This is a genomic window from Vibrio sp. CB1-14, from assembly GCF_040412085.2.
GTDB classification, from domain to species: domain Bacteria; phylum Pseudomonadota; class Gammaproteobacteria; order Enterobacterales; family Vibrionaceae; genus Vibrio; species Vibrio chaetopteri.
Genome location: NZ_CP115921.1, coordinates 436,808 through 456,530 on the forward strand (window position 1 = coordinate 436,808; position 19,723 = coordinate 456,530).

Genomic DNA, 19,723 nt, shown 5'->3' on the forward strand with positions numbered 1-19,723 from the left:
CCTGCCGTACAAATTTGTCATTGATTCGTTTTAAACAAACCCAGCTAGGGCAACAATGGAGACGCGCGATGAATACTAAGATAAGCACACTGGAACAATACGCCCAATTTGACAAGCTAGTCATACATTCGTTAGAGATGTCACTTTACCAAGCGTCAGTGATACTGGACGGTGAGGAGCACTACGTCACCCATGATAATGGATCGCTGCTTCGCGCGCACAACGTGGTGGACATGCGCCGCCTTTGTCAAAACCTCTCTGCAAAAGAAGTCGTTCTAAGACAAGACAGCGCTTATGATGAAATGGTGGGTAGTCCGATTAAACACGGTCAAAATACCCTTGAAGTGCCTCTCGGCCGTCTCGACTCCGTTATGTAAAGATTCCGCCCCCGGTTTAAACGGCGCCGTGCGTTCTGGCTCGTTTCACTCCGTCAAGTGCGAGAACGAATAGCGCCATCATCACCAGTACATAAGTTGGCATGTCCGAAGGGTCGACGCGTTCGCCAAGCAGCAGTCCAACGGCAAACACTAAGACAGGCTCAACATAACCTAGTAAACCAAACAAGGACATTGGAAGCGACTGCGACGCGTATAGAAATAGCAGCATAGGCACTGCACCAGCAACCGCGAGGCCAAGGTAGTACAACCAGCTCACAGCTGGCAACGCTTGGATTTGCTCTACAGTTAACAGATAGAACATCGCAAAGAAAGTTAGCGGCAACAAAAATACATTGTCGAGGGTAAAGCCAACGTCACTCGAAACAGCTAAAGTCTTGCGATGAACAAAGTAGATTGGATACCCCAAAGCAATCAGCAATACAATCCACGATAGACCCTCAGCCATCACATACGCATAGCCGACACCAATGGCAGCTAAGCCACAAGCAAGCAATTGCAGTCGTGACAACGAATCTCCGTAGACGAATTTACTGACAACCACCAGCACCAGAGGTAAGGTGAAATACCCTAGTGCGACAGACAGCGTCTCACCGTACAAGGGTGCCCAAACAAATACCCAGTATTGGGGGGCAACGAGCAGCGCCGATAATAAATAGCGATGCCACAACCGTGTTTGCCTGAATGCCTGCCAAAATTGACGAATACGCCCCGTCACGACAAGAATGACCATCATGAGTCCTGCACTCCACGTTACTCGCTGTGCAGCCACCCAGTGCCCCTCACCACCACTCACCTTGAACGCGCCAAGGTCCGGTTGAAACTGCACATAAAGCGGCAGTAAGCCAAAAAGGCAAGAAGCTAAAATTGAGGCAACAACCCCTTTTGAGGTCTGAGAAAGATCATGAAATCGGCGCAGCATTGTCACCATCACCCTAATACGAAATGTGCGCACATTATCGCAATTTTGTTCTCTGGAATACTTTTATTTCATAGAAAACGTGAATAGACAAAACTCAGCTATCAGATGGCATTCATTCGTGTTTTCCACCAACGTCACCCCATTAGAGCAAACTACCTAATAAGCCAACGCAACCTATTCGAATAGCCATTAGATAACAATGTTCGATGGGCTATCATTGCTATTAAAATGCTCGAACGCTGACAAATATGACGTTAATATACCGATATAATTGGAAAAATCGCAGGGAGCACTTTTACCTAAACACTATTGAATTGTTAGATGTATGATAAATAATAATAGATCACTTCCGCTATCTCTCCTTGTTACCGCTCTGTTGAGCAGCACCGGCCTTCATGCAGGCATGATGGATAACTTCATTGACCCTAAAGACGGACGACTGGATGGCAGTCAGTTTATTCTCGATAATGCCGTCGGTTTTCTACCCATGCCATTAACAGTTACCGACCCTGCCGTTGGCGTCGGTGGCGGTGCAGCGCTACTATTCTTTCACGAATCAGAAGAGCGCAAACAAAAGCGTCTTGCTGGTGAGGAAGTAAAAGACATTCCTGCCAGTACATCCGGATTGATGGCTCTGGGTACCAATAACGGCAGCCAACTTTATGGTGGCTTCCACTATGGCAACTGGATGAACGATCGTATCCGATATTTAGGTGGCTTATTTGGTGCCAAGTTCAACCTCAAATACTATCCAATGGCATCATTAGGATCGGTTGATCTTAGCCTCGAAGGCGTCTACTTCTTCCAAGAAATGGACGTTCGTATCGGTGATTCAGACTTCTTTATTGGCGGTGCATACAGCTATATGTCTTCGAAGCCAACACTTGATGGGATAAGCGATCCACTTTTACACTCGAAAGATGGACGCCTCGGCTGGAGAGTTATGTATGACACACGTAACAACCAATTTTCACCCCAACAAGGCACCAAAGCGGGTCTAAAAGTCGATTACCACCGCAAAGCGTTTGGTGGACAATTCGATTATCAAAAATACAACGCCTATGCGCAGCATCATACTCGCCTATCTCAAAACTGGGGACTCGGCGTACGAGGTGATGTAAAGTCGATTTCAGATAATGTCGAGTTCCCTGCATCCATCTACGCCAGACCTTACATCGAAATGCGGGGGATTGCTGCAATGCGTTATCAAGCGGACAATACCGCATTAGGTGAGGTAGAGCTAAGCTACGATATTGACGAGCGTTGGACAGTACTTGGTTTCGTGGGCGCAGCAACGGCCTTTAACCACGATGAAAGCATTGCCAAAAGTCAGATCCACTATACCCGTGGTGGAGGTTTCCGCTACCTCATTGCTCGTCAATTAGGTTTGCGTGTGGGTGTGGATGTAGCGAAAGGCCCTGAAGAGTGGACAACGTATATCCAGTTTGGTAGCGCTTGGAAATAGCCCTGCAATAATATGATGATGCCACAGACAGTTGCGGCATCATCCCCCTACTCAGGGCTACTTCGTTGGCTTTTTCATCCAATATACCGACAAGGTCACCAAGCACAACCCAACAAAATGATACACAGTGAACGCCTCAGACAGCACCAATACGGCCATAATAGCCGTAACACCAGGGCCAATGTTCGAGGTAATACTCAGCTCTGTCGCGGTTAAGCGTGCCATACCTGCTGCGACAAAATAAGACGGCAACACAGTACAGAAAATCCCCAGTAAAACACCAAGCACGACAAGTTCAAATGACCAACTGCTCATCGACGCAGAAGAGACAGCAAGTTGGATCAGAATGGCAACACCAGCACTTCCCATACCAATACTGGTAAATAGCTCGCTGCCCATCTTGCCAATAATACTTTTACTCAGCATTAGATAGATGGCAAAAATAAACGCGGATGCGATAGCCAAGCCGCTACCCTTCCAAACTTCATTACCCAATGATTGAACATCATGTAACAAGATGGCGACAATCCCTAAATACCCCAGGACAACCGCATGCACAACATTACGCGTAGGTCGTTGACCAAGGCACAGCCAACTCAGCAACACGACAAAACTTGGGAACAAGAAAATCAGCAATCTCTCCAGCTGAGCACTAATATAGGCCAGTGCTGCAATGTCCAAAAAGCTCGCTACGTAGTAGCCAAGGATGCCAATGAGTGCCGCTTGCCAACCATGTTGACGCACCAGTGAACGCTTTTGCCCATCCCGGCACAGCAAACACAACACGATGAGGTAAAAGGGTAATGAACTCAGTGCGCGAAGCGACATAATGGCCGTCGCATCGCCACCATATTGATAGGCTATTTTGATGAAAATCGGTTTGATTGAAAAAAGTGCGGTACCGACTAACGCGTATACTAATCCCTGAACTTGCTGCTTTTTGTCGTGATGAGCGATGTGTGTCCTTGAGTTCATTCTCGTTCCTTTTTTAATTTTGGGCTACGAGAATGAAGGTGCGATTCTGGCTACAATCAACTCGTAGCCAGGCACAGGGGATCCTACCGAGCTACAGGCATAGTGAGTGTGAGCCAGAGGTAAGAAATCGTGTGATGCATAAATAACCTTTTTGATGAAATTTCAGGCTACAAGAAGCTAGCCTGATATGCAACTTACGATTTGCTAGATACGCCAATCCATTAAGCACTTAAATCAAGGCGGTATTGATTCAACTAGACGCGTAAATCACGCAAATAACAGCAAAGCCACTGAATAGCAGGATCGTTGATCGCTGCTCGATTCCAAACAACGCTATAAGCTACTTTTCCATATTCAAATGGCAGAGATTTTACCGTCAATCCCTTCGCTTGGCTGGCGACGTCAGCCCACTGTTTTGAACAAGTAAACAGTAACTCCGACTGATGACACATCACCGCTGCGGCGCCAAAATCAGGCACAATCATTTTCACATCGCGAATACCGTGCTGCTGTCTAAGCGTCTGTTCAAAGTACGGACGACTCAACTCCGACTCGGCAATGCCAATATGCTGACTGTTAAGGTAATGCTCAATCGTTAGATCAACCTCCGCTAATGGGTGGTCAGGTGACATCAAACACACCAACTCATCCTCAAGCACGACTTCCCACACCAGCTCCTTGGTATTAGTCGGTGGCTGACTAACATCGTGTGGCAAGATAATGAAATCCACTTGTCCACTATGAAGTGCCCCAAAGCCGAATTTCGCCTTGGTCATAATATTGAGCTTAGCTTTTGGCGTGAGCTCAGTCGTCAGCTTTGCCAGTGGTTTAGCAAACAGTTCAAACGTACTTTCGCGCATTGATAAACTAAAGCGACCTTCAAACACTTGCGGCTCAAAGCGGGCTTGATTAAGCAAACCATTCATACTCGCTAGCATTGAATGTACGAGTGGTGCGATCTCTACAGCATAAAGCGTAGGCGTTAATGACGTGCCATCTCTAAAAAACAGCTCATCATCAAGAATGTCGCGTAACTGGGTAATGGTTTTACTTACGCTAGAAGGAGTAACAGAAAGTAGTTCTGCCGTTTTGGTCACGTTGCACGTATCTAGCATCACATGCAGCGCCAGTAAATGTTTAAACCCGACTCGATTGAGTCCTTCAATATCCATTTATGTTAATCCATCAAATTGTCTGTTAGTCGCTCACAAATCCGTTTGAGCACCATTGCCTCCTCTGGATCGAGCTTGGCTTTACAAGCAATCGCTCCGGGTATCGACATTGCTTTCTCGCGAAGTGCATTGCCCTGCTCAGTGACAAAAATCATTCGAGCACGCTCGTCGGACTCACTGCGCTTACGCTCCACCAAACCTTTTTGCTCTAAGCGTTTAAGCAACGGCGTTAGTGTACCGGAATCGAGCTTCAATTCTGCCCCGATATCTTTGACATTCATAGGCGCTTGTTTCCAAAGTACCAACATCGTCATGTATTGCAGATAAGTGAGATCAACTTGTTCAAGAATTGGCCGATAGGCACGAGTCACTGCATTGCTAGCACTGTAAAGTGCGAAACAAACTTGCTTGTCTAAATCTAAGGCTTCTGGACTATCTAATTTCATATTTGGCCGCGCGAGTGAATTAAGTTGTGCACAATATACTTGCAATCATCCAACTTTAACAATATAGTTAGTGTACAACCTAATTTTACGCAATTAAAAACGATAAAAGGATGAACTTATGTCAGCACTTTACTCTACTTCAGCAACTGCAATCGCCGGCCGCAATGGTCAAGTATCAACGGACGATGGATTGCTCGATCTTGCGCTTTCTTATCCAAAAGAGCTAGGTGGAACTGGCGCTGAAACTAACCCGGAGCAGCTCTTTGCGGCAGGTTACTCAGCGTGTTTTTCTAATGCCATCCTTCATGTCGCTCAGCAGCAGAAACTAGCAGTAAAACAAGCACCGACCAAAGCAACGGTCGCACTAAAGGCCAATGAGCATGGTGGGTTTGTTCTTGATGTCGCTCTGGATGTGACTTTAGATATGGATGATGCCGCAGCGCTAGAACTGGTTCGTGTCGCGCACCAAGTTTGCCCATACTCGAACGCACTGCGTGGCAACGTCGACGTTGCTGTTACCGCTAACGGTCAAGCGATCTAGCCAGTGGATTGGGCAGGCACTCCCTGCCCAACTCTCTAAGCTCTTCAGGTGTTTCCGCCAAGTTCCCCTCTCTAAACACCCCAAACTTGTCCTTTATTTTCTGTTGAAAATTTTTCTTGTTAAAAAAGCACTATCTGTTAACAAACACTCAACACCAATGGCAAAAGGCGATCCCGATCAAGAAAAAAACGAAAATTCACAGAAAATTAATAGCCGTGTCGAAAAACTTTTTTTATAATGCGAATTAATGTTTCAGAACACATTAAATTCTTTTATTAGGGGATCAACATGAGACTTATTCCATTACAGAACGCAGAACAAGTAGGTAAATGGGCTGCTCGCCACATCGTTGAGCGTATCAACGCTTTCAAACCGACAGCAGAAAAGCCGTTTGTTTTGGGTCTACCGACTGGTGGAACGCCTCTTTCAACGTACAAAGCACTTATCGCTCTGCACAAAGCGGGCGAAGTAAGCTTTAAACACGTTGTGACGTTCAACATGGATGAGTACGTAGGTATTGACCCAGAGCACCCAGAGTCATACCGCTCTTTCATGTACAACAACTTCTTCAACCACGTTGATATCCAAGAAGAAAACATCAACCTTCTTGACGGTCTAGCAGACGATATCGACGCACACTGTGCGGCATACGAAGAAAAAATCCGTTCATACGGCAAGATCAACCTGTTCATGGGTGGCGTAGGCATCGATGGTCACATCGCGTTCAACGAACCAGGTTCATCTCTAAACTCTCGTACTCGTATCAAGACACTGACAGAAGACACGCGCATCGCAAACTCTCGTTTCTTCGACAACGACATCAACCAAGTGCCTAAATACGCACTAACTATTGGTGTTGCAACATTGCTAGACGCAGAAGAAGTGATGATCCTAACTATGGGTCACAACAAAGCTCAAGCTCTACAAATGGCTGTAGAAGGCTCTGTAAACCACATGTGGACAGTGACTGCGCTACAAATGCACTCTAAAGCAATCATCGTTGCTGACGATGCTGCTCAACAAGAGCTAAAAGTGAAGACAGTTCGCTACTTCAACGAGCTTGAAGTTGAGAACATCAAAGGTCTATAAGCTTTTATAAGCCTTCAGATGCAAGGTAGCGGAACTTTTCTTCTGCCTTGTGTCTAACAAATTGTTACCTCTTTGCACTTTTAGCAAAAGGCAGCAAAAGCGATGGAAACGCACAGTATTCCAAAGCTCCGTATAGGTCGGGCTTATATGCCAAGCTAAGCCCGACTTTCTCTCGCTACTTCCCCACTCCCAATTACTCACTGCATCTTGAAAAAGCCTTGTAACAACAAGACTGACCTCAAGTCGTACAACTCTCACGACATAGTTCCACAACCACATTGAGTATGACCGCGCATTATCTCGATGAATACTTGAAAACCCACTCTGCTCCTGACACACTCTCACGCTGTCTTCCCACTCTGCGATAAATCCAAAGCTTCTATGATGCCGAACACTCCGACCGCGACCCCCTTCACGCCCAATGAACTGCTGAAATCTCTTTTTGGTTACGATAATTTTCGTCATCAACAAGCGGACATTATCGACTCGTTGATGTCGGGAAATGATGTGATGACACTAATGCCAACTGGCGGCGGTAAATCTATTTGTTATCAAATACCGGCTATTCTGAGGCAGGGCGTTGGCGTTGTGGTGTCTCCACTTATCGCACTGATGCAAGATCAAGTCGACGCTCTCCACCAAGTTGGCGTTCGTGCTGCTTATCTCAACTCAACATTGAGCCCGTACGATCAGCAAGTCGTAGAACAGCAAGTACTCACCGGTGACATCCAGATCCTGTATGTCGCACCTGAGCGACTGTTAATGGAGAAGACGCTTCGTTTGTTGGAACAATCAAGCCTGTCACTATTTGCTATTGATGAAGCGCACTGTGTAAGCCAGTGGGGTCATGACTTTCGCCCAGAGTATCAACAGCTCAGCGTGCTCAAACAGCGTTTTCCTACCGTGCCAAGAATTGCGCTCACCGCAACCGCCGATCTAAAAACACGCGAGGAGATCATCGCACAGTTAGCGCTCGAGCAAGCCGATGTTTATGTTCACAGCTTTGATCGCCCTAATATCACTTACTACGTCTCCGACCTTGGCAATGCCAAACAAGAGTTGTGGCGCTTTATCGACACCCATCATCAAGATGATGCCGGTATTGTCTATTGCCTATCGCGTAAAAAAGTAGAAGAGACGGCGCAGTGGCTGTGTGACATGGGTAAAACTGCTTTGCCTTACCATGCGGGACTATCGAGTGAGCAACGCGCCAATCATCAGCGCCGCTTTTTGAGCGAAGACGGCATCATCGTCGTCGCCACCATCGCATTTGGAATGGGGATTGATAAGCCCGATGTTCGGTTTGTAGCGCACTTAAGCCTGCCAAAAAGTATTGAGGCCTATTACCAGGAAACAGGCCGTGCTGGGCGTGATGGCATGCCTGCCAATGCTTGGATGAGTTTTGGCATGCAAGACATGGTTCTACAAAGGCAAATGGTGCAAAACTCCGAAGGTGCGGAGCAATATAAGCGCGTATCCATTCAAAAGCTGAATCGACTACTCGGCTATTGTGATTTGGCCACTTGCCGCCGCCAATCTCTACTCGCCTACTTTGGCGAAACGCTATCAAAGCCTTGCGGTAACTGTGATAACTGCCTAACACCACCCGAAACCTGGGATGGCTTACAAGCGACGCAAAAGGCTCTTTCCACTGTATATCGAACCGGCCAGCGGTTTGGTGTGAGCTACTTAGTCAACATTCTCTTGGGGAAAGCAGACAGTCGAATTACCCAAAACCAACACGATACCCTGTCTACATTTGGTATTGGCAACGACCTTTCCGCTAAAGAGTGGCAAGGGGTATTTCGTCAACTGCTCGCCATGAACCTTCTCGAGGTGCACGGTGAACACGGCAGTTTACAGCTTACCGAGTTGTGCCGTCCTTACCTCAAAGGCGAGCAGCCCATCGAACTTCGCAAACTGCGAGTCTCGAAAAAAGCGGCGAAAAGCGCGAAGAAGAAAAGCTCTGGCACTTTGTCCGCAGCCGACATGCCGCAGTTTGAAAAGCTTCGCGAAGTTCGTGCAGAACTTGCCAAACAGCAATCGGTACCGGCTTACATGATTTGTCATGATGCAACGTTGGAATCTCTCGCCAGCGTGCGCCCGCAAACCCTCGATGAACTTTCGACTATCCCAGGTTTTGGTGAAGTTAAAATAGAGAAATACGGCGATGCCTTTATCGCTGCTATTGAGCCTAAATCCGAAGCCGAAAAGCAGCTATCAGATACCGAACTTGAGTCTCTTGGGCTTCTTAACAAAGGCTTTACCGTTGAAGACATAGCGAATGAACGCGGGCTAAAAGCAACGACGATCATGTCTCATTTAGCTCAAGCCATAGAGCTGAACGCCTGTGAGTTAAACAGCGTGATCGCTTTGAGCGACGAAGAGATCCAAGCAATTACACAGCAAGCTATAGCATTTGATTCACTAACACAGCAGGCCATCAAGCCACTATTCGAGCACTTTGAACAGCAATACGACTACGGCACATTGAAATGTGTACTCGCGAAAATGGCTTCACAAGGCCAATAAAAATGGAATATCAGATTGCACCGTTGACGATGTGTTTACCACTTTAGGCTAGTGTTTCCATCGAGACGATGAATATATGATCACAACATCGCTACAGGAAAGTAGCTAAAGGGATATTTGAGATTGTAGAGCGTGGGAGACTCAGCCCTCCCGAGTTTACGATTACTATCTTTGACGCCAAGACCGATTGTCTTGGCGTTTTTTTCTATCTGGTGAATTGTATCGCAGCTCAACGATTCTAGGTTACTAGATAGTAAGTGTCATAAGTGAGTACGCGGGTACACTGTGAGCAAAATACCCATGCGAACTAGATGCAGCGAATTCAGAATCAACCACATGAATTTCTCACCACCAATTTGGGTGGGAAAACCACGCTTTTATATGGCTGTTTGTCGCCCTCCATACGAGACAGAATGATCTCTCCCGCCGCTCGACCAATTTCTCGAGCTGAAACAGAGATGGAAGTCAGAGCTGGGTTGGTATCCGCGGATTCCGCTACGTCATCAAAGCCCACAACCGCGATATCTTTGCCCACGGTTTTACCGAGATCTTTAATGGCTCGCATTACGCCAAAAGCAACGATATCTTGGTAGCCAATAATAGCGGTAATTTCAGGGTACTGATCCAGTAATTCCCTTGTTACTTTAGCGCCCTCAGAACGACTTGCTGAGCAGCTTCGAATATATCGTTCATTGAACGGAATCCCATGTTCCATCAACTTTGACATATACCCCCCTAGACGATGGGAACGCGTCTTAGAGATCTCCAGTCCACCAACGAACGCAATATGCTTATGACCTTTTTTGATAAGGTGCTCGGTTGCCAATTGCAAGCCCATAAAGTTATTGGTGCCGACGAAATCAAATTGATCTTCTCCAATAGGTCGAACAGCCAACACGATCGGAAACCCTCGACTTTGTACTGTCTCCAAAAAGTCCAAATTAGTCTCCATCGCTGGGCACATCACTACACCACCAGCGTTCTGACTCAGTAACGAATCGATGAATTTGCTTTGACGCTCAACACTCTCTTCAGCATTGGCGAGAAACAATAGAGAATCCTGCTCTTCAAGATAATGGCTAAGACCTGCGATCATTTCAGAGAAAAAAGGGTTGGTAATATCAGGTGTGACGAGCCCGACTAGATTACTGCGCTTATGTCGCAAGTTAGCCGCAGCTTGATTGTAAACATAACCAAGCTCCTTAACCGCCTCTAAAACCCGCTCACGAGTGGTCGCCGAGATTCGTCCTTTGTTAGTCAATACCATGGACACGGTCGCGGTGGAAACACCGCAATGCTTAGCCACGTCCGCAATAGTTGCTTTGGCCATGTTGAACTCCAGTAAATGAAATTAGCACCAGTTATAGCGACTTTCTTTTCTGATTAAAACAAGGTTAATCGATTAACCTAATCAACTGTCATTTATCGTCATGATTATGTGATTAACTACAAAATTGCCTCGCCGATTATTGATTAACAACTGCTAAATGAGTGGTTAACCGCGTTAACCAGTTTGTTAGTTGATTAACTGAGTGATTAGACTGTAGTCAAATGATTAACTCAAGGTGATGTATGAAGTACCTATCTGGTCAATCCAATTATGACAAGTTTCCAAATGTAGAAGTGAAGGGCTTTGACCACGCTGCCGTTCGCGGTTGGGACAGTATCGTTGACACAATTGAACAACGCATTCAGGGCCAAGATAAACATATTTTGGTGATCGACACCTATCATGGTGTCAATCACAATGAACTCCTCGACCAGCTTGTCGCGCCGCTCTCCCCCGCTCTTGTGGTGTCAATGGACGATGCGAAATACTCCGAAGAACACATCTTCGCCATGCTAGAACGCAACATTACCGATGACCGAGTATTTGGCGTCATTGCACCGCACAAGCTGGACGAGTTCTTTGACAGCGAGAAGCTACAAGGCTTGAAACAAACTGTTAGTAATGCTAATTCCGGTTTGATCGTTGTTATTGGTCACGGTGCCAGACTAGTCGCCGATGGTGATACCTTTGTTTACGCCGATTTAGCCCGTTGGGAAATTCAGCAACGCTTCCGCCGTGGCGAGCTTGGCAACTGGGGAGCAGAAAACTACAACGAAGACGTCCTACGTAAATACAAGCGTTCATTCTTTATTGAATGGCGTGTCTTCGACCGATATAAAACTAAGCTGCTGTCTGATGTTGATTTTCTCTTAGACACCAACACCGCTTTTGACCCTAAAATGGTCTCTGGTACAGCGTTCAGCGCAGGCTTGCAACAAGCGACAACTCAACCATTTAGACTGGTGCCTTTCTTTGACCCTGGGGTCTGGGGTGGTCAATGGATGAAAGAAGTCTGTGACCTCGACCAAGACAAGCCAAACTATGCATGGTGTTTTGACTGCGTTCCTGAAGAAAATAGCCTACTGCTTAAATACGGTGACGTTATTGTCGAGATTCCATCGCAAGACTTGGTATTAACACAACCGCGCGCGCTCTTAGGCGACAGTGTCCATGCACGTTTTGGCGCCGAGTTCCCAATTCGATTCGACTTCCTCGATACCATGCAAGGTCAGCATCTAAGCCTGCAAGTACACCCTCTAACAGAGTACATTCAGAACGAATTTGGGATGCACTATACCCAAGACGAGAGCTATTACATGTTAGACGCTGGAGAAAAAGCCAGTGTGTATCTTGGCACTAAATCTGGCATCAATCCAGATGAAATGATGGATGATTTATATGCAGCGCAGCGCGGCGAAAAGTCTTTCGACGATGAGCGCTTTATCAATCAATTCCCAGCGAAAAAGCACGACCATTTCTTAATCCCCGCGGGCACTATTCACTGCTCAGGCTCCGACTCTATGGTGCTTGAAATCAGTGCAACCCCATATATCTTCACTTTCAAACTGTGGGATTGGGATCGTCTAGGGCTTGATGGCCTGCCACGACCAGTGCATTTGGATCACGGTAAAGAAGTCATTCAGTGGGAACGCAACACAGAATGGTGTCAGGAGCATTTAGTCAACGCCATTACACCAGTCGCAGAAGGTGAAGGCTGGAAAGAAGAGAAAACGGGCCTGCATGAGCGCGAGTTCATCGAGACCCGACGCCACTGGTTCAGCAAACCCGTTCTTCATAAAACTGAGGGAACCGTCAATGTTCTGAACTTAGTAGAAGGTAAAGAGGCCATTATCTTGAGTCCAGACAATAAATTTGAGCCATTTGTTGTTCATTATGCCGAAACCTTCGTTATCCCAGCTCACGTAGACGCTTATGTCATCCAACCCTATGGCGAAAGCGAAGGAACAGAAATTGCCACTATTAAAGCGTTCGTAAGAGGTTAATCATGCTCCATTTTATCGTAGCCAGTCATGGCCCATTAGCCACTGCACTTATCTGCAGTGCCAACATGGTATTTGGCGAGCTTAGTAACACGACTGCGATCTGTCTCACCGAAGAGGGAGGCATCGAGCAATTTAAACGAGATTTCCACCGTGAAATCACTGCAATAGCGCCCAATGTCGACGGCATTGTTGTGCTATGCGATTTGGAATGCGGCACGCCTTACAACGTTGCTTGCACTTACGCATTCAACCCAGATTTTAATCCAAAGGTTGAAGTCGTAACTGGGGTGAATTTCCCGACACTTTTAATGACAGCAGACTTTGTTGAAGAGACCGACGCTTCATACGTTGCAACGACCTTGCAGCAAGAAGCGCTAAAAACGGTTGTCGTTGCCAAGCCAGTAGAGCTGGCACAAGAAGATGATTTTTAAGGAGAAACACTATGGCAATTTCATTTGTGCGTATTGACGACCGCGTTATCCATGGACAGTTAATGACTCGTTGGGCGAAAGAGCTTCCTTGTGATGGCATCGTGGCCATTGACGATGCTGTAGCCGCTGATCCATTGCTATCACAAGTCATGAAAGGCGCCGTAACCGACGTTAAAGTTTGGCTATTTGATACCGCGACCGCCGTCAGCAAGTTACCGAAGGTGATCGCCAGCGACAAGAAGTATTTCGTCATCGCGAAATCTCCGGTCACGCTGCGCCGCATTCGTGAAGCAGGTATAAGCCTTGAAAATCTCAATAACAAAATCAACGTTGGCCCAATGAGCGCTCGAGAAGGCACAACGACAATTGGCGGCAACCAATGCGTCAACCAAGAAGAAATCTCTGCATTTAACTACCTGTCAGAAGACGGTCACCACATCGACTTCAGATTGGTTCCTGATGCCAGTTCCTACACCTGGCAAGATGCACTGCAAAAACTGAAATAACAACAAAACAACCTCCACTTTTGACGCGACTTTTCGCAGCAAAAGTGGAGAGTTCAATACGTGAGCTAAAGGATGACATTATGTTTATAGAAGCAGTCTTTATCGGGATACTCTGCTATCTCGGTGCCCTCTCCACCCCCTGGTTACTTGGACTAACCGGTGGTTGGTACACTATCACTCGACCACTCGTGTCCGGTATGTTGGTGGGTATCATCTTAGGTGATATTCAAACTGGCATCATGGTTGGTGTAGCGGTACAAGCCGTTTACATCGCGATGGTAACACCAGGCGGCTCCATGCCAGCTGACCTTAACTTCGTCGCCTACCCCGCTGTCGCACTGGGCATCATGTCTGGACAGGGCGTGGAAGTAGCCGTTGCTATTGCTGCAACCATCGGTATCGCAGGCACCATAATCTTCAACTTTATGATGGTCATTAACTCCTACTGGAACCATAAAGCGGATTTAGCCATAGAAGCCGGTGATGAGCAGGGCGTGTACAGGAACTCCGCTATCTACCCGCAAGTCACTAACTTCTTAATGCGTTTTATTCCGACCTTTATTGCCGTTTACTTCGGCAACCAATACATCGAAGGGTTTATGGCAAGCCTACCTGATATGGTGCTTAACACCATGACGGTACTTGGCGGCATCTTACCTGCTGTTGGTATCGCGATTCTGTTAAAGCAGATTATCAAAGAGTCTACGATACTGATTTATTTCTTGGTCGGTTTCGTTGGCATCGTATTCCTAAACCTCAACATGGTGGGTTTGGTAATGATTGGCGCACTATTCGCTCTACTTCATTACAACTACAAGCCAGAACCACAAACAGCGAACGCTGCGCCAGTTCAACAGACTGATGATGACGAGGATGAATTCTAATGACCGCACAACACAACAAAATTGGTACTGAGATCGCACCCAAAGTCGCACTCGACAAAAAAGATCTCACGAAATGCTGGCGTGCATGGATGATGTACAACCTATCATCGATGAGTTTTGAACGCTTGGAGTCGTTTGGCTTCTGTCTCGGTATGATGCCTGCTTTGAAAAAGCTCTATCCGAATCAAGAAGACCGAAAAGAAGCGATGAAACGCCATGCCTCCTTCTACAACACCGAACCACAATTGGGCGCTATCATCAATGGCATGGCTGTGGGTATGGAAGAGAAGAAAGCCAACGGCGAACCTATTGACGGCGAGACCATCAATACACTCAAAGTCGGTTTGATGGGACCAGTTGCCGGTATTGGCGACTCCATGATTCCGGGTATGTTAGTACCTATCTTACTCAGTATTGGTATGGCACTAGCCGCTGGCGGTAGCATGTTAGGCCCAATCTTCTACATCGTGGCATTCAACGCCATCGCTATCATCGGCTCTTACCAATTATTTATGAAAGGCTACAAGATGGGTGCGGGCTCCGTTGAGATGCTTGTTAGCCACCGCTCAACCAAGATTCGTGAGGCGTTATCGTTATTAGGTGTCTTTGTCATGGGCGGTGTCGCGGCTAGTTACGTCAACCTAGGCACAGGACTTGAGTTCGCAACCAAAGACGGTGTCGACATCAACGTACAAATGATGCTCGACGGAATCTTCCCTAAACTGCTGCCATTGGTAGTCGTGTTGGGCACTTGGTTTGCGATGGCGAAGAAAGGTCTTAGCCCAGTTAAAGCGATGCTTTCGCTAGTGGTTATCTCCTTCATCGGTGTCGCCGTCGGTCTCTTCTAACTTTTCAATACCTAGGGCACTCGTTGAGTGCCCTATTCTTTGGAGCAAACCATGGACTCCCTAACCTTTCAAATCGCTCGTTGCCAACACTGGCTCACGCAACATGCACTACCTCGATGGCAAAAAGCACAATCCGAGAAAAATGGTATTTTTGCCGAAGGCTTACTTTCCGACGGGCGAGAGTTTAGTGACGATTTACTTAGATTTCGCGTGCAACCACGTCAGGTTTACGTCTTCGCTCACGCCACTAAGCTCAACCTAATCGACGGTCACAATCAAGTTTTGGCTGCCATTAAACAAGGATTTGCAAATTTTGGCTCACCATCATCCGGTTATCGTTTTTCGCTATACGAAAGCAATGACAGTAGAAGTGAGGCGCTTAACTTATACGAGCAAGCCTTCGCGCTTCTTGGGTTTGCTTGGCATTACAAACTAGCGGCTGATGAACATTCTCTACACTCAATGGAAGCCATTTACCAACACATCTCAACGCATCTTTGGGACATAGAACAAGGTGGTTTTTTTCTGATTGAAGGCAACGCTGTCAACAAAGGACAAAACCCTCACATGCATTTGTTCGAAGCGTTAATGGTCAGCTATGAACATACCGACAATCCGATTTGGCTGGAGCGAGCAACACAAATCTATCAGTTGTTCCAAACTCATTTTATGCAAAGTGACCATTTAGCCGAGTTCTTTCAGGCCGATTTCTCTCTTGATTCGGACATAGGCACGCATATCGATCCAGGCCATCACTACGAGTGGATCTGGTTACTCAGCCACTACCAAAAGCTCACAGGAGTTAAGGTAAATAAGACGATTGATGTTTTGTACCGCTTTGCACAACAACATGGGCATAATGACAATGGTCTTGTTAGAGATGAGATATACGCCAACGGAACGCCACTACGTTCAACGTCGCGCCTTTGGTGTCAAACCGAGTACTTGAAAGCCTGTATAGCGCTTTGGGAACGTGCCCCTAGTGACACCCGCCGAGCCGCGATCAGTCACGCGGTGGAACACATTTTCGTTTATTACTTGAATCCAGCTTTACCTGGGTTATGGGTTGATCAAGTAGATAGTGTGGGTCAGCCATTAAACGAACACTCTCCAGCAAGCACTTTTTATCATCTATTTCTAGCCTTTTCTGAATTGCTCAGAATCGCCAATAAGGATTAACATGCATTTATCTATTCCTCCTAGTATCAACTACTTAACTGGTCATATTGATGCAGAAAACGTCGTCTGCAAAGAAACCACGCTTGGCGCACTTGAAGGTGTATTTGCTAACGAAACCCAACGTGCCGCAAGTGCACAGGACCAAGTCATCTACCAAGTGGAAATGCTACCTGCTCAGCATGCAGAGGGAGAACTAAACTTTGGTGTTTCGCATATTGAGCCCGGTTCTATAGGTGATGAACTCCACATGACGAGAGGCCATATCCACCAACGTAAAGAGCAAGCAGAGTTCTATTTCGGCTCGCAGGGTGAGGGTTTATTACTCATGCAAACGGAACAAGGAGAAGTGTCCATTGAGAAAGTATTCCCGGGCAGCGTGCATCATATCCCAGGTTTTGTCGCCCACCGATTGATCAATACGGGTAACACGCGATTATCTGCACTTGCAGTTTGGCCTGCCATTGCAGGGCATAACTATGACTTTCTAGAAGAGGTAGGGTTTAACGTTCGAGTATTTAGATCATCGACAACTTATGAAGTTGTTTATATGGATAAAGCTGGCGAATAACTCAAGCTTTTAGCCATACATCCTTACTATTGCTGTATGGAGCCTTCAATTAAGTGAGAAGGTAGACTTTCTAAGAAAATCGCGACATAACGTTAAGCTCTGCTTGATTCTCTCTGATAGTGGGGCAAATACTCGCTAGTACTCCGCTAATATTATCCTCAGGCACCCGTTTCATCAGCCGCAACTCAAAAAAAAAAACCGCGCTCGAGAGCGCGGTGTTACCTTGGGCTTGGTAATTACAGTGTTTTATCTTTGTTGTGATTTTAATTTGAGTCGCATTGCATGCAATACGGGCTCAGTATAGCCATTGGGCTGTGCGCAGCCTTCGAACACCAATTGACAAGCGGCAGAGAACGCAATGCTGCTGTCAAAGTTGGGGGCCATATTGTTGTAATTTGGGTCGTCAGCATTTTGTTGGTCAACGACTTGTGCCATACGCTGCATGGTTTTCATCACTTGAGATTCAGTGCAAATACCATGTCGTAACCAGTTAGCAATATGCTGGCTTGAGATGCGTAGTGTGGCACGATCTTCCATTAGACCAACATCATTGATATCTGGTACTTTGGAACAGCCAACACCTTGGTCAATCCAGCGTACTACATAGCCAAGAATGCCTTGCGCGTTATTGTCCAACTCGCTTTGAATTTGTTCTTCTGTCACCTTTTGTGAGCCTAATAGTGGAATCGTCAAGATATCATCCACACTCGCACTCACACGCTCACGAAGCTCTTTTTGACGGCTTGGCACGCTCACTTGGTGGTAGTGAAGCGCATGTAAAGTTGCTGCGGTCGGTGACGGTACCCATGCTGTGTTGGCGCCTGACTGTGGATGACCAATCTTAGCATCCATCATTTTTGCCATGTTATCTGGTTCGGGCCACATACCTTTACCGATTTGCGCCTTACCTTGCAGACCACACGCCAATCCTAGATCCACGTTTTGATCTTCGTAGGCGCCAATCCAGGTCATGGTTTTCAGCTGAGCTTTCGGAGCAAATGCACCTGCTTCCATGCTGGTATGAATTTCATCACCCGTTCTGTCTAAGAAGCCAGTGTTAATGAACACGACACGCTCTTTCGCAGCGTGAATACACGCTTTTAGGTTAACCGAGGTGCGGCGCTCCTCATCCATAATGCCGACTTTGATGGTGTTTCGTTCCAGACCCAACGCATCTTCGACTCGAGTAAAGAGCTCGTTGGTAAATGCCACTTCTTCAGGGCCATGCATCTTTGGCTTAACGATGTTGATGCTACCTGATGTCGAGTTTTGGTACTGGCTGTTCCCTTTAATATCGTGGATAGCTATTAGCGAGGTGATCATGGCATCCATGATACCTTCTGGTACTTCACGGCCGGCGCGATCAAGAATCGCTGGGTTTGTCATTAAGTGGCCGACGTTGCGAATAAACAGCATACTGCGACCTTTGAGATGGATCTCGCCGCCGGTCACGCTGGTGTATTGACGATCCGGATTTAAGCTTCTGACAATCGTTTTGCCATTCTTTTCTAGGCTCTCTTGCAGATCGCCTTTCATCAGACCTAACCAGTTACGATAGGCCAGCGCTTTGTCCTCGCCGTCTACCGCTGCAACCGAGTCTTCACAATCCATAATGGTGGTAAGCGCCGCTTCAACAACCACATCTTTGATACCCGCAGCATCGACACGGCCAATCGGTGTATTCGGGTCGATTTGAATTTCAATATGAAGATTATTGTGTTTAAGAAGAATACAAGATGGCGAACTGGCTTCTCCCTGATAGCCGATAAACTGAGTGCTATCCATCAGGGTCACTTCCTCACCATTGGTAAGAGTGGCAGTTAGCGTGTTACCTACACTGACATTGCTGATGCTGTACTGGGTGACTTCACGATGTGATACACCGTTTAAAGGCGCTGCAGAATCGAGAAACTCGCGAGCATACGCAACGACTTTTTCACCACGAACTGGATTAAAGCTGCCACCACGCTCCGCACCGTCCTCTTCACCTATCACATCTGTGCCGTAAAGCGCGTCATATAAACTGCCCCAACGCGCATTCGCTGCGTTAAGTGCAAAGCGGGCATTCATAATAGGTACCACCAGCTGTGGTCCTGCTTGAGTCGCTATTTCTGGCTCTACGTTTTCTGTGGAGATTTCAAAATCATCAACTTCAGGGACTAGGTAACCAATCTGCTGTAAGAAGGTTTTGTACTCGGTTGGATCAATTGCCTGACCCACACGCTCTTGATGCCAAACATCGATTTGATGTTGTAGGTCGTCACGCTTTACCAGCAGCGCGCGATTTTTAGGTGCTAGGTCAGATAAAATTGACTCGAACGCTTGCCAAAATGCGCTGGCCTCAATACCAGTGCCGGGAATGATTTGCTCATTAACCAAATTGTAGAGGGTGCTATCAATGTTCAAGCTTCCCTGTTGAATACGATTGCTCATAAAA

Annotated in this window: 18 protein-coding genes; 12 read left to right on the forward strand and 6 right to left on the reverse strand. The window is 46.8% G+C overall.

Going from position 1 to position 19,723, the window contains the following annotated elements:
• Nucleotides 1-68 precede the first annotated feature (68 nt).
• Complete coding sequence (locus tag PG915_RS18140) at nt 69-377, forward strand: DUF6482 family protein (RefSeq protein ID WP_353499817.1); 309 nt, start codon at nt 69-71, stop codon at nt 375-377.
• A 16-nt stretch (nt 378-393) separates the two neighbouring features.
• On the opposite strand, the gene rarD is transcribed toward PG915_RS18140, so the two are convergent.
• Entirely contained in the window at nt 394-1,317 is a 924-nt protein-coding gene (gene rarD, locus PG915_RS18145; protein ID WP_353499818.1) for an EamA family transporter RarD, read from the reverse strand.
• 325 nt (nt 1,318-1,642) lie between these two features.
• On the opposite strand from rarD, the gene PG915_RS18150 reads away from it, so the two are divergent.
• The gene (locus PG915_RS18150) at nt 1,643-2,782 is read left to right on the forward strand and encodes a glyceraldehyde-3-phosphate dehydrogenase (protein WP_353499819.1); all 1,140 of its coding nucleotides are present in this window, start codon (nt 1,643-1,645) and stop codon (nt 2,780-2,782) included.
• A gap of 57 nt (nt 2,783-2,839) precedes the next feature.
• On the opposite strand, the gene PG915_RS18155 is transcribed toward PG915_RS18150, so the two are convergent.
• The 3 genes from PG915_RS18155 to PG915_RS18165 form a co-directional block, all read right to left on the reverse strand.
• The gene (locus PG915_RS18155; RefSeq protein WP_353499820.1) at nt 2,840-3,757 is read right to left on the reverse strand and encodes a DMT family transporter; all 918 of its coding nucleotides are present in this window, start codon (nt 3,755-3,757) and stop codon (nt 2,840-2,842) included.
• Nucleotides 3,758-4,011: 254 nt separating this feature from the next.
• Nucleotides 4,012-4,929: a LysR family transcriptional regulator gene (locus tag PG915_RS18160; protein ID WP_042494969.1), complete on the reverse strand. Its 918-nt coding sequence runs from the start codon at nt 4,927-4,929 to the stop codon at nt 4,012-4,014.
• A gap of 5 nt (nt 4,930-4,934) precedes the next feature.
• The gene (locus tag PG915_RS18165; RefSeq protein ID WP_353499821.1) at nt 4,935-5,375 is read right to left on the reverse strand and encodes a MarR family winged helix-turn-helix transcriptional regulator; all 441 of its coding nucleotides are present in this window, start codon (nt 5,373-5,375) and stop codon (nt 4,935-4,937) included.
• Nucleotides 5,376-5,493: 118 nt separating this feature from the next.
• Between PG915_RS18165 and PG915_RS18170 the strand changes: the two genes are divergently transcribed.
• The 3 genes from PG915_RS18170 (at nt 5,494) to recQ (ending at nt 9,537) form a co-directional block, all read left to right on the forward strand.
• The gene (locus PG915_RS18170) at nt 5,494-5,916 is read left to right on the forward strand and encodes an organic hydroperoxide resistance protein (RefSeq protein WP_353499822.1); all 423 of its coding nucleotides are present in this window, start codon (nt 5,494-5,496) and stop codon (nt 5,914-5,916) included.
• 288 nt (nt 5,917-6,204) lie between these two features.
• On the forward strand, nt 6,205-7,005 hold the full coding sequence (nagB, locus tag PG915_RS18175; protein ID WP_112460027.1) for a glucosamine-6-phosphate deaminase: 801 nt from the start codon (nt 6,205-6,207) through the stop codon (nt 7,003-7,005).
• 381 nt (nt 7,006-7,386) lie between these two features.
• Nucleotides 7,387-9,537 (forward strand): DNA helicase RecQ, encoded by a 2,151-nt coding sequence (gene recQ / locus PG915_RS18180; protein WP_353499823.1) that lies wholly within the window; start codon nt 7,387-7,389, stop codon nt 9,535-9,537.
• A 328-nt stretch (nt 9,538-9,865) separates the two neighbouring features.
• Here recQ and PG915_RS18185 read toward each other — a convergent pair whose 3' ends face one another.
• Nucleotides 9,866-10,867 carry a LacI family DNA-binding transcriptional regulator gene (locus PG915_RS18185; protein WP_353499824.1) on the reverse strand — a complete coding sequence of 334 codons (1,002 nt, stop codon included), beginning with the start codon at nt 10,865-10,867 and terminating at the stop codon, nt 9,866-9,868.
• A gap of 242 nt (nt 10,868-11,109) precedes the next feature.
• Between PG915_RS18185 and PG915_RS18190 the strand changes: the two genes are divergently transcribed.
• From PG915_RS18190 to PG915_RS18220, 7 genes are all read left to right on the forward strand, one after another.
• Complete coding sequence (locus PG915_RS18190) at nt 11,110-12,870, forward strand: class I mannose-6-phosphate isomerase (protein ID WP_353499825.1); 1,761 nt, start codon at nt 11,110-11,112, stop codon at nt 12,868-12,870.
• A gap of 2 nt (nt 12,871-12,872) precedes the next feature.
• Entirely contained in the window at nt 12,873-13,301 is a 429-nt protein-coding gene (locus tag PG915_RS18195; RefSeq protein WP_353499826.1) for a PTS sugar transporter subunit IIA, read from the forward strand.
• Between the two features lie 11 nt (nt 13,302-13,312).
• Nucleotides 13,313-13,807: a PTS system mannose/fructose/N-acetylgalactosamine-transporter subunit IIB gene (locus PG915_RS18200; protein ID WP_006069164.1), complete on the forward strand. Its 495-nt coding sequence runs from the start codon at nt 13,313-13,315 to the stop codon at nt 13,805-13,807.
• Nucleotides 13,808-13,887: 80 nt separating this feature from the next.
• Entirely contained in the window at nt 13,888-14,691 is an 804-nt protein-coding gene (locus tag PG915_RS18205; protein ID WP_353499827.1) for a PTS mannose/fructose/sorbose/N-acetylgalactosamine transporter subunit IIC, read from the forward strand.
• Nucleotides 14,691-15,539 carry a PTS system mannose/fructose/sorbose family transporter subunit IID gene (locus tag PG915_RS18210; RefSeq protein WP_353499828.1) on the forward strand — a complete coding sequence of 283 codons (849 nt, stop codon included), beginning with the start codon at nt 14,691-14,693 and terminating at the stop codon, nt 15,537-15,539. The genes PG915_RS18205 and PG915_RS18210 overlap by 1 nt, the downstream gene beginning before the upstream one ends.
• A gap of 51 nt (nt 15,540-15,590) precedes the next feature.
• Entirely contained in the window at nt 15,591-16,718 is a 1,128-nt protein-coding gene (locus tag PG915_RS18215; RefSeq protein WP_353499829.1) for an AGE family epimerase/isomerase, read from the forward strand.
• Between the two features lies 1 nt (nt 16,719).
• Complete coding sequence (locus tag PG915_RS18220; protein ID WP_353499830.1) at nt 16,720-17,286, forward strand: glucose-6-phosphate isomerase family protein; 567 nt, start codon at nt 16,720-16,722, stop codon at nt 17,284-17,286.
• 246 nt (nt 17,287-17,532) lie between these two features.
• On the opposite strand, the gene PG915_RS18225 is transcribed toward PG915_RS18220, so the two are convergent.
• Nucleotides 17,533-19,719 (reverse strand): malate synthase G, encoded by a 2,187-nt coding sequence (locus tag PG915_RS18225; protein WP_353499831.1) that lies wholly within the window; start codon nt 19,717-19,719, stop codon nt 17,533-17,535.
• Between the last annotated feature and the right edge of the window lie 4 nt (nt 19,720-19,723).

Excerpts from the sequence above, each read along its gene's own strand:
- PG915_RS18140 (WP_353499817.1), top strand. The coding sequence starts at position 69 with ATGAATACTAAGATAAGCACACTGGAACAATACGCCCAATTTGACAAG.
- rarD (WP_353499818.1), bottom strand. The coding sequence starts at position 1,317 with ATGCTGCGCCGATTTCATGATCTTTCTCAGACCTCAAAAGGGGTTGTT.
- PG915_RS18150 (WP_353499819.1), top strand. The coding sequence starts at position 1,643 with ATGATAAATAATAATAGATCACTTCCGCTATCTCTCCTTGTTACCGCT.
- PG915_RS18155 (WP_353499820.1), bottom strand. The coding sequence starts at position 3,757 with ATGAACTCAAGGACACACATCGCTCATCACGACAAAAAGCAGCAAGTT.
- PG915_RS18160 (WP_042494969.1), bottom strand. The coding sequence starts at position 4,929 with ATGGATATTGAAGGACTCAATCGAGTCGGGTTTAAACATTTACTGGCG.
- PG915_RS18165 (WP_353499821.1), bottom strand. The coding sequence starts at position 5,375 with ATGAAATTAGATAGTCCAGAAGCCTTAGATTTAGACAAGCAAGTTTGT.
- PG915_RS18170 (WP_353499822.1), top strand. The coding sequence starts at position 5,494 with ATGTCAGCACTTTACTCTACTTCAGCAACTGCAATCGCCGGCCGCAAT.
- nagB (WP_112460027.1), top strand. The coding sequence starts at position 6,205 with ATGAGACTTATTCCATTACAGAACGCAGAACAAGTAGGTAAATGGGCT.
- recQ (WP_353499823.1), top strand. The coding sequence starts at position 7,387 with ATGATGCCGAACACTCCGACCGCGACCCCCTTCACGCCCAATGAACTG.
- PG915_RS18185 (WP_353499824.1), bottom strand. The coding sequence starts at position 10,867 with ATGGCCAAAGCAACTATTGCGGACGTGGCTAAGCATTGCGGTGTTTCC.
- PG915_RS18190 (WP_353499825.1), top strand. The coding sequence starts at position 11,110 with ATGAAGTACCTATCTGGTCAATCCAATTATGACAAGTTTCCAAATGTA.
- PG915_RS18195 (WP_353499826.1), top strand. The coding sequence starts at position 12,873 with ATGCTCCATTTTATCGTAGCCAGTCATGGCCCATTAGCCACTGCACTT.
- PG915_RS18200 (WP_006069164.1), top strand. The coding sequence starts at position 13,313 with ATGGCAATTTCATTTGTGCGTATTGACGACCGCGTTATCCATGGACAG.
- PG915_RS18205 (WP_353499827.1), top strand. The coding sequence starts at position 13,888 with ATGTTTATAGAAGCAGTCTTTATCGGGATACTCTGCTATCTCGGTGCC.
- PG915_RS18210 (WP_353499828.1), top strand. The coding sequence starts at position 14,691 with ATGACCGCACAACACAACAAAATTGGTACTGAGATCGCACCCAAAGTC.
- PG915_RS18215 (WP_353499829.1), top strand. The coding sequence starts at position 15,591 with ATGGACTCCCTAACCTTTCAAATCGCTCGTTGCCAACACTGGCTCACG.
- PG915_RS18220 (WP_353499830.1), top strand. The coding sequence starts at position 16,720 with ATGCATTTATCTATTCCTCCTAGTATCAACTACTTAACTGGTCATATT.
- PG915_RS18225 (WP_353499831.1), bottom strand. The coding sequence starts at position 19,719 with ATGAGCAATCGTATTCAACAGGGAAGCTTGAACATTGATAGCACCCTC.